The organism is Streptomyces nidicola, assembly GCF_050106155.1.
In the GTDB taxonomy this organism is placed as follows: Bacteria; Actinomycetota; Actinomycetes; order Streptomycetales; family Streptomycetaceae; genus Streptomyces.
Map to the genome: position 1 here is coordinate 3169879 of NZ_JBNBPI010000001.1, position 16378 is coordinate 3186256.

Consider the following 16378-nt stretch of genomic DNA (forward strand, 5'->3'; position numbering starts at 1 on the left):
GGTGAAGTCGGGCATACTGACTCCATTGCTAGGTACCCCAGTGGGGTACATGGCGCCCGGCCTAACACCAGCGGCGTGTGTCTCGTCAGGGATAGTTCGGGGTGACTCGCGGAGTGGTGGCCGCGGTACTGTGTGGTGCAAGTCGATTCCTCTTCGGAGGATCGGCGCCCAGGTTCTTGACGGGATGTAGGGCGCCGGTCGGCGGTAGGGCCCTCACCTCTGGCGGGGGCCCGCTTCATGCGCGGGCTACGCAGCCGCAGGGCGGGAAGCAGGGCGCGGCTTGGCCGCCTGCTTCCGAGGCTCGGCGAAGGCCCGGCGGATCGTGCGCTGCGCTTCCTCGGTGAGTGGCGGCGCGTCGTCGGCGAGCTTCTGCGCGTGTGCGCGAATCGCGGCCAACTGGCCGGGAGGGAGGCTCACGCCGCAACCCCCGTGCCCCTGTAGGCCTTCACGACCGGTTCCAGCTCACGGACCAAGCCGGTCATCCCGACGGCCCTCGCGTAGGCGAGCAGGCGATCGGTACTCAGTCGCTCCGTGCCCTGCTCAAAGCGGGACAGTTGCCCGAGCGTGATCCCGGTGAGGTCGCGGATGTCCCGCACAGTCAGTCCGGCGGCTTGCCGTGCCGCACGCATGGGTGACATGGCATCTCCTGATCTAGGCATGGGGAACCAGAGATCCCCTAAAAGATCCCTGACGTCCCCTTGATGAGATTCAACGTACCCTCGTGTTTCGTGAGACGCAACATCCCATTACGGTGACCTCATGGACCGTGATCAGACGCCCCCTGATGTCGCGACAGCCTCGCCGACGGGCACCGTGGCCCGCCGCCTACGCGAGGTCCGCAAACGGCGGGACTTGACCGCACAGCAGCTCGCCGACCGCGTTGCCGACCTCGGCGTCCCCATGAACCGCGCCGTCCTCGTCAAGATCGAGAACGGGCGCCGCGAGAACATCTCTGTGGCTGAACTCCTCGGCTTCGCGCTCGCCCTGGACTGCTCACCGCTGAGCCTGCTCCTCCCGACGGACAACAGTCCCTACGCGGTGACGCCCACCCGCACCGAGCCCGCCAACGACGTACGGGACTGGGTGCGTGGCAGGCAGCCGCTCCCGGGCATGGACGAGCAGGCGTATCGGCACGAGGTATCAGTGCAGGACTTGCAGCGCCGAGTGAATCCTGAGCGCGGCTACCTGCTCCCCGACGAGGAGGTGAAGCGTCAGAACCAGGCCCTCGCCGAACAGATGGAAGAAATGGCCCGCCGCCTCCGCGGCGAGTAGCCATGCCCGTGATCCACAAAGCGGCCCTGAGCGCGAGAACGCCCGACGGAGGGGGGGAGAACCCCACCCGCCGGGCGTTCGTCGTTCCACGGGGCGTCTAGTGCGCCGAATGCTTCCAGTCAATCCGCACCGACTCCGGATCGAAGTACGTGCCCGCCTCCTGCGACGCGTCGTACCCCTTCGGCCGGCCTCGCTTCGCCGGGAGAAGGGTCACCGTCATGAGCGCGTCCACGATGGCTCGCTTCCGCGACAGGTCGAGGCCGTCCCATTTCGTCTCGACCTGGTCCGTACCGAGCGGCAACGAGGCCAGTACCGACACCGACGACAGGGCCTCCAACCGGTCCTCCGCGTCCGCGAGATGCGCGCGCGTACGCTCCGTGCCCGCCAGCATCTGCGATCGACTGATCAGGCCGTCCGCGTAGTCGGCGGCGAACGTGTCGAGACGCTCACGCAGCTCCCACACGCGGGCCTCCGCCTCTTGCCGCTCCTGGTGGTCCACAGCCGGTAGCAGGAGCTGCGCCGCGTCCGGTCGCGCGAGACGAGCCACGGCCGCCGCCTCGACCATCGCGTCCAGCGGTTCAGCGATGCGCGTGACGTGCTTCCCCGACCGGCAGCGGTACGCCATGGTCCGGCGCTTCTTCTCGCCCGTCCCGCGAGTCGTGGAGGTCACTCGCGCAGTCTGGTCACAGCCGTCCGCGCCACAGCGAAACAGGCCGGACCCCAGCCACTTCCGGGCGTTGTTCGTGGTGGTCTTCCTGCGGGGGTCTTGAAGCACGGCGCGCACCTGCCTCCACTCGTCCTCGGGGACGATCGCGGGCCACTGTGCGGGGCCCAGCACCTTCCGGGCCTTCGCGCCCCGCCGAGGGCCGGACGCCCCTCGGTCGATCTGCTCGACCAGGCCCGCATTCCGGGCCCGGAGCAGCATGTCGCGCAGTTCCTCGCCCGTCCACGGCTTGTCCACGGGTTCGCTGCGCGTCCCGTCCGGGAGGCGCCTGGCGCGGGCCGCGGTGCGGATGCCGGCCTCTTTCCAGTCTCGCGCGATCGAGCGCAACGAGTCCCCCGCGAGGACCCTTTCGGCCGCCGCCCGAATCCACTGGGCCTCGCTCTCGCGGATCGTGACGCCGTCCGCCTCGTACCCGAAGGGCCGCGGGCCGCCCCGGTACTCGCCTGCCGCCGCGTTGTCCGCCTTCGCGTCCCTCACGCGCTCACCGATCAACTCGGCTTCGTACTGGGCATCCACGGCGGCCCGGAGCGCATCCCGCCGCCCGTCCGCGGTGCTGAGGTCGTATCGGCCCTGCTTCACGGTCTCGACGTGGAGCCGCTTTTCGGTGATGAGCTGGAAGAAGCTCAGGCCGTCCCGGAGGGACCGGTAGAAGCGGGTCGGCGCGAGCGCCAGCGCGACGGTTGCACGCCCGTCGCGGAGGCAGGTGAGCATCTCCTCGTACCCCGGCCTCGCCTTGCCGGTGGTGGCGGATGTGTCGTCGTCGACGAAGACCTTCACGACCTCGTAGCCGCGCTTCTCGGCGAGGTCGCGGCACTGGCGCTCCTGCCTCGCTGTACCCGTCGCTCGACCTTCCCGGTCTCGGGAGATGCGGCAGTAGATGACGGCGTAGCATGCGTGCTGCTCACTGGGCATGCGGTCAGCGTAGCTTTAAAAGTGTGCGCAAACCGGGTTTGCCAGATCGAAGCCCGAACCACCCTTGGGCACGGACGCCGGGCTCAGCCCCACCGTGAGTTTCTTCTGCGGCCAGTCGCCCCCGGAGTTGACCACCGCCGCCCTGACCCGGTCGCGGCTCTCCGTGAGGCTCTTGTCCGGCAGCCCCACCAGCGTGAACGCGGCGATGCCCGGCTCCAGGTCCGCCTGCACCTCGACGACGACGCCCTCGACTCCCACGAGGGCCACGGAACACGTACGCGCGAAGCCCATCAGGACACCCCTCGCGCATGCTCGACGCAGGGCGCTCCGCGCTCCGGCAGCAGCACGCCGATGAGATCGATGCGGACGCCGCCGGGCGGCGCTCCCCCGTGCTCCTGCACCCAGCGCTCGGCGAGATCGCGCAGCCGCGCCGCCTTGACCGGTGTGATCGCGGCCATCGGGTGCTCGAAGGCCCCGGCCTCGCCGCTCTGTCCGCTGCGGGTCTTGACCTCGCACACGACGATCGCGTCGCCGTCCCGCGCCACGATGTCGATCTCGCCTGACCTGCCCGCGCGCCAGTTGCGCGCGAGCACCGTCATCCCGGCCTCGGTCAGCCGCCTCGCGGCCAGATCCTCGCCGTACTTCCCCAGTGCTCCCCGTGCGTTCACGTCGGCACCACCTCCGGCACCCACGCTGACGCCGGGGCCGGAAAGAAGTGGATCTTGGTGAACTACTTACGGGTTGTGGAAAACTCCGTCACCCACCGCGCACCCCACGGCCGGATCAGCTGCCGGGAAGCTCCAGATCGGTCTTGTTCAGCTCCTCGATGTTCACGTCCTTGAACGTGAGCACCCGGACCTGCTTCACGAATCGAGCGGGCCTGTACATGTCCCAGACCCAGGCATCCGCCATCGACACCTCGAAAAACACCTCGCCCTGGACCGAGTGCACCTGCATCTCGTAGTCATTGGTGAGGTAGAAGCGCCGTTCGGTCTCGATCACGTATTTGAACAGACCGACGACGTCGCGGTACTCCCGGTAGAGCTTCAGCTCCATCTCGGTCTCGTACTTCTCGAGGTCCTCGGCGCTCATGGCATGTTCCCCTTCAGCCGTGCGTCCCCCTATTGTGCGCCAGCCTCGTGCGCCTCTAGACGATTTCCGTGTCGAGGATCTCGGGCCGGCTCGGGGGACCTTCGTCGAGCAGCCGCTTCAGCAGCCCGGCGAGTCTGGTCGGATACACCGTCTCATGCGCCTCGGCCAGTTCCCGGCACGTCCACCAGCGTGCTCCCGCGACACTGCGGCGCTCCAGGTCGGTCAGGCCCGTCCCCTTGAGCTCTCCAAGCTCCGCCGAGGCAGTCCTCGTACGGGCCAGGAAGTACCACTCGTCCTGATCCCAGCGCCGACCGTCGAAGGGGAAGGAGCAGATCCGCTGCCACAGCACAGGCCCCAGTTCGACGTCGGTGATGCCGGTCTCCTCTGCCAGTTCCCGCAGGGCGGCCTCTTCACGCGTCTCGTCGCCCTCCAGGCCACCGCCCGGCGTGAACCACCAGTCGTCCGCCGTGTCGCCCGGCTCGTGCCCGTGCAGGAGCAGGATGCGCCCCTCCGGGTCGAGCAGCACGACACGGGCGACCCTGCGCAGTTCGCGGCCGGGTTCAGACACGGGCCGGCTCCGGGGACACGCCGCGCGAGCGCCGTGAGCGCTTCGCGATCGGCCCGTACGCCGCTCCGCCGAGCACCAGCACCGCGCCCGCCACGATGGCCGCCAGCACCGTCTTCACCGGCCCCGGCTGCGAGAGGCCGCCCGGCAGCGCCTCGAACCCGGTGGGCTTCTGCATCGACGCCATGGGCCACGCCAGGGCGTCCACCCGGCCCTGCACGGCGCCGCGCTCCACCGAGCCGTTCTCGCTGTCGCCGATGTGCGCGCTGGAGTCCAGGGAGTCCGAGCGGTGGTCACCGAGCAGGAAGAGCCGGCCCTTCGGGACGGTCGTGGTCTTGATGCCGGTGAGCGAGGCGCTCTCGCCCTTCGGGAGGTAGGGCTCGTCGATCTGCTTGCCGTTCACGGTCAGCTTGTTCTCCGTGCAGCAGGAGATCTTGTCGCCGCCGACACCGACCACGCGCTTGACCATCGGAACGTTTCCCCAGGACGACTCCTGGAAGACGACGACATCGCCGCGCTTGACCTCGCTGCCGTCGATCCGCTCCGCGAGCACCCGGTCGCCCGCCTTGATCGTCGGGTCCATGGAGTCGGTGGGCACGGTGTACGGCTGGTACAGGATGGCGCCCCAGACGAACCCACCCAGGAACAACACACAGCCGAGGGCCACGGCTATGCCGGACAGCGCGCTGCCGACCTTGCCGTGACCCTCATTCGTACGACGCGTCCTGCTCATCCCAGTTGCTCCCGCGGTTCGGAGAAGTCGATCTCGTCGAACCAGCCCCGGAACGGTGCGGACCACGGAAGATCGGCGATCTGGGACGGCACCCTACCGGGCGCCACCAGCCGCAGAAACCCTGGTGTTCCCCTCGGTAACGCGCTGATTGATCTTGCGCCTGCGCCACAGCACCAGCGGCGCCGCACCCGCGAGCCCGAGCGCGCCCGGAGCCACGTTCGCCACGGCGTTGATGCCCGACTGGTCGAAGGTGTCCGGCACCGGCAGCGTCGACCAGTGCGTGGGCGGCCAGGCTACGACGATGGCGCGGCCCACGACGTTGTCCACGGGGACGAAGCCGCTGTTCTTGTCGTTCTGGTGGTAGCGGGAGTCCATGGAGTCCTGGCGGTGGTCACCCATGACCCAAACTTTGCCCTCGGGAACCTTCACCTTGAACGTTCCACCCGCGTTGTCGTCGCTGCACGGGGTGTTGCCCGGGTAGACGTACGGCTCGTTCAGCGCCTTGCCGTTGATCTTGAGCGGGCCCGTGCCGTTGCACTCGACGGTGTCGCCACCCACGCCGATGACGCGCTTGATGAGGTCCTTCTCGTTGGCGGACGGCATCAGGCCGATCCAACTGAGCACCGTCTGCACCGCGTTCGGCTCCGGCGTCGGCTCGCCCTCCAGCCAGCTCGCCGGGTCGTGGAAGACGATGACCTCGCCGCGCTCCGGCTCCGCACCGAACCACGGGGTGAGCTTGTCGACCAGGACCCGGTCGCCGATCTGCAGCGTGTTCTCCATCGACGCCGAAGGGATCGAGAACGCCTGGACCAGGAACGTCTTGATCACGAGCGCGAGGACGAGCGCGATACCGATGAGGAGCGGGAGCTCCTTCCAGAAGGAGCGCGGCTTCTTGGATCCGCCCTTCGACCCGCCGCTCGACCGCACCTCGCTCACGGGGGCGGCCGTCGAGCCGTCACCCGCCTCGGGCACCCGGTCCTCGGGACCCGGACCCGCCGCGTCGTCGGATCGCCCGGGCTCCTCTTCGGGACCATGCCCTGACCGTGCGCCGACCGCCAAGTCCCCCACATCCACTCCTCACTCCGTGCCGCTGCCTGACCCGTATCCGATGCAGGCCCACCACTCCCATAACGAGCGGGAGTTCCGCAGGGGTCGGGAGGGGGATAAATCCGTCCGAATCCGAAGCGTTCGAGCCCGGTCCGGCACCGTACGTGGAGGCCACCCTATGCGACGTTTCCGAGGCGACGGTCGACCCGTCTCCTTGCGCGTCGGCCACGGCGGCGAAGGTCGGTGGCTGTGACAACGAGGCCCAGTGACCGATCGGCCACCCGATGAACCGGGCCCGCCCCACCACGGACTCCTCGGACACGGTCCCGTTGAAGGCCTCGGTGAGGTGATAGCGGGAATCCGCGGAGTTGGCGCGATGGTCGCCCATCACGAACAGGCGCCCCTTGGGCACCTTCACCGAGAAGTCGAACTTCGAGGGGGCGTTGCCGGGATGGATGTACGCACGCTCTTCGAGCGGTGTCCCGTTGACCGTGACGCGGCCCTTGGTGTCGCAGCACTTCACGGTGTCGCCGCCGACGCCCACGACCCGCTTGATGAGGTCGCGTTCATTGTCGGACGGCAGCAGCCCGATCCAGGTCAGACCTTCCTTGACCTGCTTCACGCCGACCGGGGCTTCCTTCTTCTGACCGGCCTCCTGCTCGAGCCACTTCCCCGGGTCGTTGAAGACGACGACGTCGCCGCGCTGCACCTGCGCGCCGAACCAGGGAGTGAGCTTGTCGACCAGGACCCGGTCGCCGATCCGGATCGTCTGTTCCATGGAGCCCGACGGGATGACGAAGGCCTGCACGAGGAACGTCTTCAGGACAAGGGCGATGGCCAGGGCCACGCCTATGAGGAGGGGTATCTCCTTGAGCACGGAGCGCCTTCGGCGGCGCTTCACCTTACGGGCGAGCTTGCGCCGCTCGGCCCTCCCCTGGTGCTCGGGGCCGCTGGTGGGCCGGCTGCCGGTGGGCAGCCGCTCGTCGCCGCGGTGGCTGCGCGTCTTGCCGCGCCTACCCATGGGCGCCGCCGGGTGCGGGCACGCGCGCGTAGACGTCCGTACGGGACAAGGAGTGCCAGTGTCCGGTCGGCCAGGCGATCCACTCGGCCTTGCCGATCACCTGGTCCACGGGGACGAACCCGCCGCCGGGCGCGCCCAAGTAGTCGCGGGAGTCACGGGAGTCGCTGCGATGGTCACCGAGCAGAAAGAGGGTGCCTTCGGGAACCACGATGTCGAACGGCACCTCCGAAGGCGCGTCCGCGGCGTGCAGCACGGAGCGCTCGTCCACGGACTTCCCGTTCACCTCGATCCTCCCCTTGGTGTCGCAGCAGGCCACCCGGTCTCCCCCCGTGCCCACGACACGCTTGATGTAGTCGCCCTCTCCGAAGTACCCGCTGCCGTCGAAGACGACCACGTCACCACGGGCCGGCTCGGCACCGAAACGGTACGCCAACTTATTTACGAGAACGCGGTCCCCGACCCTCAATGTGCTCTCCATGGAGCTGCTGGGGATCTGGAACGGCTGCATCACAAAGACGCTGACGGCCAGCAGGCATGCCAGGCACAGCAGCAGGGCCAGGGTGATGCGGCCGCCCGGCAGCCAGTCGAGCACCCCGGAGAGCAAAGAGGAGCGCGACCGGTCCTCCTCGCCCTGTGAGGTGTTCTCATGGGGCTCGGAGGAGCGGTCGCGCTCCTCGTGCTGTGCTTCGGTGTCCATCGAGGCCAGATGCTATCCGGCCGCGCTGTGGACGCCGCAGGCGAGATGCGCCGGCGCCCTCCTGGGGCGCCGAGCGGCTCAGTTCTCGCGCTTCTCCTTGATCTTCGCGGCCTTGCCGCGCAGGTCACGGAGGTAGTACAGCTTGGCGCGGCGGACGTCACCCTTGGTGACGAGCTCGATCTTCTCGACGATCGGGGTGTGCACCGGGAAGGTGCGCTCGACGCCGACGGAGAAGGAGACCTTGCGGACCGTGAAGGTCTCGCGGACGCCGGCGCCCTGGCGGCGGATGACTACGCCCTTGAACTGCTGCACACGGGAGCGGTTGCCCTCGATGACGCGGACGTGGACGTTGACGGTGTCGCCGGGGCGGAAGGCCGGGACGTCGTCGCGCAGCGACGCGGAGTCGACGGAGTCGAGCAGGTGAGACATGATCGTCTGCTTTCTTCGCCGATGCCACAGGTCATCGGCGGGAGGTATGCGATGAGTTTCGGTAGCTGATCGCGTCGGGCCTTGCGTCGTTCCCCCTGTGGCAGGGGCGCAGACTGGACGTACAGCAGCGGCCTATTCTTCCACGACCTCGGGCGTCGGCCCAAATCGTCCGTCGGGGCCCGGCCCCCAGCCCAGGATCGAGAGCATTTCGCGGTCCTTCTTGTTGAAGGCCTTGGGGTCGGTGCGCTCGATCAGGTCGGGCCGGTTGCGCGTGGTGCGGCGCAGCGCCTCGTCGCGCCGCCAGCGGTCGATCTTGGCGTGGTGGCCGCTGAGCAGCACGTCGGGGATGTCCCGGCCGCGCCACTCCGGGGGCTTGGTGTAGACGGGCCCCTCCAGGAGGTTGGCCATGGCGCCGGGCGCGAAGGAGTCGTCCTCGTGCGACGCGGCGTTGCCGAGGACGCCGGGCAGCAGCCGCGCCACGGCTTCCGTGATCACGAGCACGGCGGCCTCTCCGCCCGCGAGGACGTAGTCGCCGATGGAGACCTCGTAGACCGGCATGCGGGTCGCGTACTCGTCGATGACGCGGCGGTCGATGCCCTCGTAGCGCGCGGGCGTGAAGACCAGCCAGGGGCGCTCGGAGAGCTCCACGGCGAGTTCCTGGGTGAAGGGGCGCCCGGAGGGCGTGGGGACGACCAGGACGGGCCCCTGGGCGCCGCTCTCGTACCCTTCGGCGAGCACGTCGTCGAGGCAGTCGCCCCACGGCTCGGTCTTCATGACCATGCCGGGGCCGCCGCCGTAGGGGGTGTCGTCGACCGTGTTGTGCCGGTCGTGGGTCCACTGCCGCAAGTCGTGCGCGTGGACGTCGAGTTGACCACGCGCGCGTGCCTTGCCGACGAGGGAGACGTTCAGCGGCTCCAGGTACTCGGGGAAGATCGTGACGACGTCGAGCCTCATGCGGACTCGTCCCCCTCTTCGCGCGAGGACGCGATCTCGGCGCGGTCGTCGATCAGGCCGGGCGGCGGGTCGATGACGGCCTTCTGCTCCTCGAGGTCGATCTCGGTGACGATCTCCTCGACGAACGGGATCATGACCTCGCTGCCGTCGGGCCGCTCCACGATGAACAGGTCCTGCGAGGGCAGGTGCGAGATCTCCGTGATCCGGCCGACCTCGGTGCCGTCGGCCGTGACGACGTCGAGGTCCATGAGCTGGTGGTCGTAGAACTCGTCCTCTTCCTCGGGCAGTTCCTCGGGGTCCACCTCGGCGATCAGCAGGGTGTTGCGCAGCGCCTCGGCCGCGGTGCGGTCCCGTACGCCCTCGAAGCGCAGCAGCAGCCGGCCGCTGTGCACCCGGCCGGTCTCGATGGTGAGCGGCCCCGTGGAGGCCGGGTCGGTGGCGAGTCGCGCGCCGGGGCCGAGCCGCAGCTCGGGCTCGTCGGTGCGCACCTCGATGGTGACCTCGCCCTTGATGCCGTGGGCGCGACCGATGCGCCCGACTACCAACTGCACGTCGGAAACTCTCCTGTCAGGCCGCCGGAAGCGGCTCAAACGAATCGGGCCGGGGACGGCTCGTAAGCCCTCCCCGGCCCGAGCCGGTGTTCAACTTTTCTCAGCGAACCTGGTCGACGTCGACGAGGTCGACGCGGACACCACGGCCGCCGATGGCACCCACGACGGTACGCAGAGCGCGCGCGGTGCGGCCGTTGCGGCCGATCACCTTGCCGAGGTCGTCGGGGTGGACCCGGACCTCGAGGACGCGGCCCCGGCGCAGGTTGCGCGAGGCGACCTGCACGTCGTCGGGGTTGTCGACGATGCCCTTCACGAGGTGCTCAAGAGCCTCCTCGAGCATGCTCAGGCCTCGGTCGACTCGGACGGGGCCTCGGCCTCGTCCTTCTTCTCAGCCTTCTTCTTCTGGGTGATGGCCTCACCCTTGGGCTCGTCCTCGGTGGCCAGCGCCTCGAAGGAGGGGCGGGCGGCCTTCGGCTCGGCAACCTTCATCGGCGCCGGGGCCGGCAGACCCTTGAACTTCTGCCAGTCACCGGTGACCTTGAGGATGGCCGCGACCGGCTCGGTCGGCTGCGCGCCGACACCCAGCCAGTACTGGACACGCTCCGAGTCGACCTCGATGCGCGACGGGTTCTGCACCGGGTGGTACAGGCCGATCTCCTCGATCGCACGGCCGTCACGGCGGGTGCGGGAGTCGGCGACGATGATGCGGTAGTGAGGCGAACGGATCTTGCCCAGACGCTTCAGCTTGATCTTGACTGCCACGGGAGTGGTGTCTCCTGGTCTTGACGTGGGTGGGCACGGCGAGATTGCCGCGTGGGGTTGCGGTACCCGAGTGCCCGATGGACGCGTCAGCCGGAGGAGAGAGGGGTCCTGTGCGACTGTCGAGTACAGCTTGCCATTGTGCCACAGGTCTCCGGAGCGGCCGAATCCCCCTCGGCCGCTCCACCGAGCCCCACCAGGAGCAGAGCCCTCAGCCCGCCGCGACGCCGACGATCTCCGGGATACGGAACGGCTTCCCGCAGCCGCCGCACATGATCGGGGCCTGCGCGAGCACCGACGGCACGACACGGACGTTGCGCCCGCAGTCGCAGACCGCCTTGACGCGGACGCCGCCCCCGGAGGAGCCGTGCCGCGCGGCCGGGCCGCGGAAGCTTCGCTTGGTGTCCGCGGCGGTCGCCACGGTGTGCGCCTTCAGGGCGCGCTGGATCCGCTCGATCGTCTGCCGGTAGCGCTGCTTCGCCTCCGGGTTGAGCGTGACCAGCGAGAAGCCGCTGCTGGGGTGCGGCTCCTCGGGATGGTCGAGGCCCAACTCCTCGGCGATGGCCAGGAATCTGCGGTTGTGGTAGCGGCCGGCGCGCGATGTGTCGCGGATTCCGCGCGCGGCTGCGATGCCGTGGACTGCCTCGTGGAGGAGTCGCTCGAAGGAGAGCTCGCGTCCACAGGCGGACGACGATTCGCCGATCAGGGATTCGGGCGCGGCAAGATCCGGCAGTTCGGGGTGGTGCCGCTGAATGTCGGCCCACGCCCCTGCCAGCTCTGCGGCGAGAACAGGTGGTGTCGTGCTCACGTCGTGACAACGAGCCGGGGTGCCTCCGTGTTCCTATTCCGGGGCATCCCAAATAATTTGCACGTACCAGTCAGTTCCCACTGATGCGTCCCGAGGAGGGCGGGTGCGCAAATGTACGGAGAAGGCGCACAGCTCACAACAAGGTGGTGCGTAGTGGCATGTACGCCTTCGCGGGCGCCCTCCGGTGCGCGGGCCTAGTAGGCGCGCGCCACGACCGCGACGTTACCGGCCGCGTCATCGGCGTCCGGCACCGCCCCTTCGGGAGTGAGCAGACACCGTACGGAGACGCCGTGTCCTGCGAGCTCGTTCTCGCCCGCCTCCCCGAGGGTGGCCCACGGGATGCGCGCCCAGCCGCCCGCGGAGGTCGCCTCCAGGGCCTCGGCCACCGTGGTCACGTCGGTCGTCCGCAGCTGCCGCCGCTCCCGTGACTGCGCGAGCAGCAGCGCCTGGTCCTCCTCCAGGATCTTCGGCAGCACCGCGACCAGTGCCTCCAGCGCGACCGGGGTCTTGCCGCCGGGGATGCGCCGGGCGAGCATCGCGGTGCCGTTCTCCAGGTCGCGGGGCCCGACCTCGACGCGTACGGGCACACCCTTCAGTTCCCAGTCGACGGCGCGGCGCCCGAAGGGGATGTCGGTGCGGTCGTCCACATGGACGCGGATTCCCGCCTTCTTAAGTACGTCGCCGATTTCGCGCACCTTGTGGAGCACCGCCTCGTCGTCCTTGATGGCGAGCACGACGACCTGGGTGGCCGCGAGGCGGGGCGGGACACGCAGTCCGTTGTCGTCGCCGTGCATCATCACCAGCGCGCCGATCATGCGGGTCGTCGAGCCCCAGGACGTCTGCCAGACGAGCTCCTCCGCGCCGTCCTTGGACAGGTAGCGCGTGTTGAAGGCCTTGGCGAAGTTCTGGCCGAGCTCGTGGCTCGTGCCCATCTGGAGGGCCTTGCCGTCGCCCATCATCCCTTCGAGGGTGAGGGTGTTGATGGCCCCGGCGAAGCGCTCCTTGGGTGTCTTGCGGCCCAGGAGGACGTCCATCGCGAGGACGTTCTCCATGAAGTCCGCGTAGACGTGCCGGTGGATGCGCGCCGCGAAGTCGCGCGCCTCTTCGTAGGTCGCGTGCGCCGTGTGTCCCTCCTGCCAGAGGAATTCCGTCGTACGGAGGAAGAGGCGGGGCCGCAGCTCCCAGCGGACCACATTCGCCCACTGGTTGATGAGCAGCGGGAGGTCCCGGTAGCTCTGCACCCACTTGGCGAAGGAGGCGTTGATGATCATCTCTGAGGTGGGGCGGACGACGGCGGGCTCCTCCAGCTCCTTGCCGCCGCCGTGCGTGACCACGGCCAGCTCGGGCGCGAAGCCCTCGACGTGGTCGGCCTCCTTGGTGAGGTACGACTGCGGGATAAGGAGCGGGAAGTACGCGTTCTGCGCGCCCGTCTCCTTGATGCGGTCGTCCATCTCGCGCTGCATCCGCTCCCACAGGCCGTAGCCGTACGGTCGGATGACCATGGTGCCGCGCACCGGACCGTTGTCGGCCAGTTCGGCCTTGGTGATCAGATCCTGGTACCAGCGCGGAAAGTCTTCCGCCCGGGGCGTGAGAACGCGGGGTTTGGCCATGGCGCGGATGCTACGGCGCGGGCCGTGGAGCACTCGAATCCTTTTCGCCCGGATGCCCGCGTGCGCCCGTCATATGACCGCCCGGGGGCGCACGACGGTGCACACGCGCATTGTCGCCGCGCCTGCCAAACACCCCCTAGACGCGGCGGACGTTGCGGAGTTTTCTGGCATACGGGGGGAGTGCGAGCAGCGCGCGAGCACGGTCGGACGCCACGCGAACGGTCAGACAGCACAGCGACAACTCTCGGCATCTCTCGGTGGATTGGGGCACTTTCGATGACACCTACGCTCGTGCGGCGGCACCTCCCTCACACGGCGCCCGCGCCGCAGGCGGACTTGTGCGCACGCGCGCGTGACTGGGCGGAGATACAGGAACGGATGCTGGTGCCGCTCTACGAAGCGGTCTACCAGCGTCTGGAGGTCGGTTCGGGCACCCGGCTCCTCGGGCTCGACTGCGGCTCGGGTCTCGCGCTCCTCATGGCGGCGTCGCGCGGCGCGGCCGTGACCGGCGTCGAGCCCTCCGACCCCGAGCTCCTCGCCCTGGCCGAGGAGCGGCTGCTGCCCGACGCGGCCCGGCCGCGGGAGGCCGCGGACGCCCGGCTCACGACGGCCGACCCCGGCGATCTCACCGCGGACGATCCCGGCGGAGCCCCGTACGACGTGATCACCGACTTCCATCCGATCGGGTGTGTGGCCGGGGACTCCGAGGGGCTCTCCGCGCGTCTGGAGAGCGTGGCTCCGCTGGCGGGCAGGGGCGCCGCCGTGGTGCTCGTCGGCTGGGGTCCTCCGGAGCGCTGTGCCACGTCGTCCGTCCTACGGGTGGCCACAAAACTCGCCGACCCCCTACGTAGTACGGGGAGTTGGCGCCCGGCGCTCCGTGACGACCTGGAGGAGGTCGCTCAGCGGGCGGGGCTGCGGCCCGACGGCTCTGGGCGGGTGGCGTGCCCCTTCGGGTACGCGGACGCCGAGAGCGCGGTGCGCGGCTTGCTCTCCACGGGCCTGTTCGACGCCGCTGTGGGGGCGACGGATCTGGCGCAGGTCGACAAGGAGGTGTCCGAGGCACTCCAGGCGCATGTGCGCGCCGACGGCACCGTGTGGATGCCCAATGTCTTCAGGTACTTGATAGCCCGCAGGCCCTGAGGCGTGCGGGCCGGGTTCCTGCGGGGGCCGTGCCGTTCAGTCCTTGGTGAAGCGCGTGACGCCGGCGATGCGGTACGCGTCGGCCTCCTCCAGCGTCTCGTTCTCCATGAGCGCGGACGCCAGCGCGTCGAGCTTGTCCCGGTTGTCGCGCAGCTTCTGGCACGCCTCCGTGTAGCACTCGTCCACGATGCGGCGCATTTCGCCGTCGATCGTGTCGAGGGTGTCGGGGGCGGCGGCAAGCCCGTACGCCTGCTGGGCGTCGTTCGGGAGGGCGGACAGGCGGCCGACCTTCTCGCTCATGCCCCAGCGGGCGACCATGCCACGCGCGATGTTGGTGACCTGCTCCAGGTCGTTCTCGGCGCCGGTCGTGATGACTCCGTAGACGACGTGTTCGGCCGCCATGCCGCCGAGGGCGCCGATGATGCGGCCCCGCAGGTACTCCTCGGTGTACGCGTACTTGTCGGAGTCCGGGGTGGAGAGCGTGACGCCGAGGGCGCGGCCGCGCGGCACAATCGTGATCTTGCGGACGGGGTCGGCGCCGGGCTGCAGCATGCCGAGGAGGGCGTGGCCGCTTTCGTGGAAGGCGGTGCGGTGGCGCTCCTCGTCGGGCATCACCAGCGGCCGCTCGGCGCCGAGCTGGACCTTTTCGAGCGCTTCGGAGAGGTCGGACTGGCTGACCTGCTTCTGCTTGCGCTTGACGGCGAGCAGGGCGGCCTCGTTGGCGAGGTTGGAGAGTTCGGCGCCGGTCATGCCCGGGGTCGTACGGGCGACCTGGCCGAGGTCGACGTCGGGGGCGAGCGGGATGTCGCGGGTGTGGATCTTGAGGATGGACTCGCGGCCGCCGCGGTCGGGCGGCGAGACGTTGACGATCCGGTCGAAGCGGCCAGGGCGGGTCAGGGCCGGATCGAGGACGTCCGCGCGGTTGGTGGCCGCGATGACGATGACGCCCTCGGAACCGCTGAAGCCGTCCATCTCGGTGAGGATCTGGTTCAGGGTCTGCTCGCGCTCGTCGTGGCCGCCCACGCCGCCGCCACCGCCGCGGGCCCGGCCGATGGTGTCGATCTCGTCGATGAAGATGATCGACGGGGCGACCTTGCGGGCCTCGGCGAACAGCTCACGTACGCGTGAGGCGCCGACGCCGACGATCATCTCGATGAACTCCGAGGCGGAGGCCGAGAAGAACGGCACCCCGGCCTCGCCCGCGACCGCGCGCGCGAGGAGCGTCTTGCCGGTGCCGGGCGGGCCCGCGAGCAGCACACCGCGCGGCATCTTGGCACCCATGGTGCGGTAGTCGTCGGGGTTCTTGAGGAAGTCGACTACGTCGTTGAGCTCGCCCTCGACCTCGTCGATGCCGGCGACGTCCTCGAACGTGGTGCGCTTCTTGCCCGGTTCGAGCTCGACCGGCTTGGGCGGCTGCTTGCGGCCGAGCATGCCGCCCGCGCCGCCGCCCATGCCCTGGCTCATGCGGCGCGCGATGAAGATCCACAGCACGACGAGGAGGATCATCGGGGCGAGCGAGATGAGCAGGTTGGACAGGAAGCTGCGTTCCTGGACGACGGGTTCGGCCGTCACCGTGACGTCGTGCTTCTCCAGGTTGGCCCAGAGGTCGTCGTCGGCGAAGGCCGGACGCTGCGTCGTGAACTTGGTGTAGTTCTTGCGCTTGCTGTCGCTGTCCTTGGGAGTGGGTTTCTCCTTCTTGAGCTCACCCTGGATCGCGTCGCCCTTGGAGTAGATCTTGGTGACGTTGTCGGCCTCGACCTGCTTGCTGAACTCGGTGTACGAGACGGTCGGCTCGTCGCCCTCGTTGAAGAACGACAGCACCAGATTGGCGATGAGGTAGACGATCAGGGCCGTCAGGATGAGGCCGCCCCAGCCGCCGGGCATCTTGCGCTTGGGTCCCGGCGGGGGCGGAGGGGGCGGCGCGCCCTCGGAACGCCAGGGCTGATCCGTCCGATCGCGCGGGGGTACCGGGTTCGCCACGCCTGCCTCTCTTCCTGCCGCCTGCGGCCGTCGAGCGCTGGGTGGCCCACGGACCTTGGGCCCATGACCGCACAGATCCGGCAC

The 16378-nt window shown here is 69.2% G+C and carries 20 protein-coding genes and 1 pseudogene; 2 read left to right on the forward strand and 19 right to left on the reverse strand.

Annotated elements, in window-relative coordinates:
- Positions 1 to 246: 246 nt before the first annotated feature.
- Together ACOKM3_RS14330 and ACOKM3_RS14335 are read right to left on the reverse strand one after the other, a co-directional pair.
- Positions 247 to 417, reverse strand: a complete 171-nt coding sequence (locus ACOKM3_RS14330) for a hypothetical protein (RefSeq protein WP_426900519.1) — start codon at positions 415 to 417, stop codon at positions 247 to 249.
- Complete coding sequence (locus ACOKM3_RS14335; RefSeq protein WP_426900521.1) at positions 414 to 638, reverse strand: helix-turn-helix domain-containing protein; 225 nt, start codon at positions 636 to 638, stop codon at positions 414 to 416. The genes ACOKM3_RS14330 and ACOKM3_RS14335 overlap by 4 nt, the downstream gene beginning before the upstream one ends.
- Before the next feature lie 121 nt (positions 639 to 759).
- Between ACOKM3_RS14335 and ACOKM3_RS14340 the strand changes: the two genes are divergently transcribed.
- Positions 760 to 1272: a helix-turn-helix domain-containing protein gene (locus tag ACOKM3_RS14340; protein WP_426900523.1), complete on the forward strand. Its 513-nt coding sequence runs from the start codon at positions 760 to 762 to the stop codon at positions 1270 to 1272.
- A gap of 97 nt (positions 1273 to 1369) precedes the next feature.
- Here the strand turns inward: ACOKM3_RS14340 and ACOKM3_RS14345 are convergent, their stop codons facing one another.
- From ACOKM3_RS14345 to proS, 16 genes and pseudogenes are all read right to left on the reverse strand, one after another.
- Complete coding sequence (locus tag ACOKM3_RS14345; protein ID WP_426900525.1) at positions 1370 to 2908, reverse strand: recombinase family protein; 1539 nt, start codon at positions 2906 to 2908, stop codon at positions 1370 to 1372.
- Between the two features lie 39 nt (positions 2909 to 2947).
- Positions 2948 to 3199 (reverse strand): annotated as a pseudogene (locus ACOKM3_RS14350) (magnesium chelatase domain-containing protein); the annotation flags it as partial.
- Positions 3199 to 3576 carry a YraN family protein gene (locus tag ACOKM3_RS14355; protein WP_266714634.1) on the reverse strand — a complete coding sequence of 126 codons (378 nt, stop codon included), beginning with the start codon at positions 3574 to 3576 and terminating at the stop codon, positions 3199 to 3201. The gene ACOKM3_RS14355 and the pseudogene ACOKM3_RS14350, both read right to left, overlap by 1 nt.
- A gap of 115 nt (positions 3577 to 3691) precedes the next feature.
- A complete protein-coding gene (locus ACOKM3_RS14360; RefSeq protein WP_008737534.1) occupies positions 3692 to 4000 on the reverse strand; it encodes a DUF2469 domain-containing protein in 309 nt (102 codons plus the stop codon).
- Between the two features lie 55 nt (positions 4001 to 4055).
- A complete protein-coding gene (locus ACOKM3_RS14365; RefSeq protein WP_426900527.1) occupies positions 4056 to 4568 on the reverse strand; it encodes an NUDIX hydrolase in 513 nt (170 codons plus the stop codon).
- Positions 4561 to 5298 carry a signal peptidase I gene (gene lepB / locus ACOKM3_RS14370; protein ID WP_426900529.1) on the reverse strand — a complete coding sequence of 246 codons (738 nt, stop codon included), beginning with the start codon at positions 5296 to 5298 and terminating at the stop codon, positions 4561 to 4563. The genes ACOKM3_RS14365 and lepB (ACOKM3_RS14370) overlap by 8 nt, the downstream gene beginning before the upstream one ends.
- A 93-nt stretch (positions 5299 to 5391) precedes the next feature.
- Positions 5392 to 6366 carry a signal peptidase I gene (gene lepB / locus ACOKM3_RS14375; RefSeq protein ID WP_426900531.1) on the reverse strand — a complete coding sequence of 325 codons (975 nt, stop codon included), beginning with the start codon at positions 6364 to 6366 and terminating at the stop codon, positions 5392 to 5394.
- Positions 6254 to 7366 (reverse strand): signal peptidase I, encoded by a 1113-nt coding sequence (gene lepB / locus ACOKM3_RS14380; protein WP_426900533.1) that lies wholly within the window; start codon positions 7364 to 7366, stop codon positions 6254 to 6256. The genes lepB (ACOKM3_RS14375) and lepB (ACOKM3_RS14380) overlap by 113 nt, the downstream gene beginning before the upstream one ends.
- Entirely contained in the window at positions 7359 to 8063 is a 705-nt protein-coding gene (gene lepB / locus ACOKM3_RS14385) for a signal peptidase I (RefSeq protein ID WP_426900535.1), read from the reverse strand. The genes lepB (ACOKM3_RS14380) and lepB (ACOKM3_RS14385) overlap by 8 nt, the downstream gene beginning before the upstream one ends.
- A gap of 78 nt (positions 8064 to 8141) precedes the next feature.
- The gene (gene rplS, locus ACOKM3_RS14390; RefSeq protein WP_327661379.1) at positions 8142 to 8492 is read right to left on the reverse strand and encodes a 50S ribosomal protein L19; all 351 of its coding nucleotides are present in this window, start codon (positions 8490 to 8492) and stop codon (positions 8142 to 8144) included.
- Between the two features lie 132 nt (positions 8493 to 8624).
- Positions 8625 to 9446 carry a tRNA (guanosine(37)-N1)-methyltransferase TrmD gene (gene trmD / locus ACOKM3_RS14395; protein WP_426900537.1) on the reverse strand — a complete coding sequence of 274 codons (822 nt, stop codon included), beginning with the start codon at positions 9444 to 9446 and terminating at the stop codon, positions 8625 to 8627.
- A complete protein-coding gene (gene rimM, locus ACOKM3_RS14400; protein ID WP_426900539.1) occupies positions 9443 to 9997 on the reverse strand; it encodes a ribosome maturation factor RimM in 555 nt (184 codons plus the stop codon). The genes trmD and rimM overlap by 4 nt, the downstream gene beginning before the upstream one ends.
- A 100-nt stretch (positions 9998 to 10097) precedes the next feature.
- On the reverse strand, positions 10098 to 10337 hold the full coding sequence (locus ACOKM3_RS14405) for an RNA-binding protein (RefSeq protein ID WP_014176063.1): 240 nt from the start codon (positions 10335 to 10337) through the stop codon (positions 10098 to 10100).
- Positions 10338 to 10339: 2 nt separating this feature from the next.
- Positions 10340 to 10759: a 30S ribosomal protein S16 gene (gene rpsP, locus ACOKM3_RS14410; RefSeq protein WP_422410217.1), complete on the reverse strand. Its 420-nt coding sequence runs from the start codon at positions 10757 to 10759 to the stop codon at positions 10340 to 10342.
- Between the two features lie 208 nt (positions 10760 to 10967).
- Positions 10968 to 11564, reverse strand: coding sequence for a hypothetical protein (locus ACOKM3_RS14415; protein WP_351336314.1), 597 nt, complete (start codon positions 11562 to 11564; stop codon positions 10968 to 10970).
- A 194-nt stretch (positions 11565 to 11758) separates the two neighbouring features.
- Positions 11759 to 13174 carry a proline--tRNA ligase gene (proS, locus tag ACOKM3_RS14420; RefSeq protein ID WP_426900541.1) on the reverse strand — a complete coding sequence of 472 codons (1416 nt, stop codon included), beginning with the start codon at positions 13172 to 13174 and terminating at the stop codon, positions 11759 to 11761.
- Between the two features lie 276 nt (positions 13175 to 13450).
- Here proS and ACOKM3_RS14425 point away from each other — a divergent pair, with 276 nt between their 5' ends.
- Positions 13451 to 14314 carry an SAM-dependent methyltransferase gene (locus tag ACOKM3_RS14425; RefSeq protein ID WP_426900543.1) on the forward strand — a complete coding sequence of 288 codons (864 nt, stop codon included), beginning with the start codon at positions 13451 to 13453 and terminating at the stop codon, positions 14312 to 14314.
- A 36-nt stretch (positions 14315 to 14350) separates the two neighbouring features.
- On the opposite strand, the gene ftsH is transcribed toward ACOKM3_RS14425, so the two are convergent.
- Positions 14351 to 16294 carry an ATP-dependent zinc metalloprotease FtsH gene (gene ftsH, locus ACOKM3_RS14430; RefSeq protein ID WP_426900544.1) on the reverse strand — a complete coding sequence of 648 codons (1944 nt, stop codon included), beginning with the start codon at positions 16292 to 16294 and terminating at the stop codon, positions 14351 to 14353.
- Positions 16295 to 16378 lie beyond the last annotated feature (84 nt).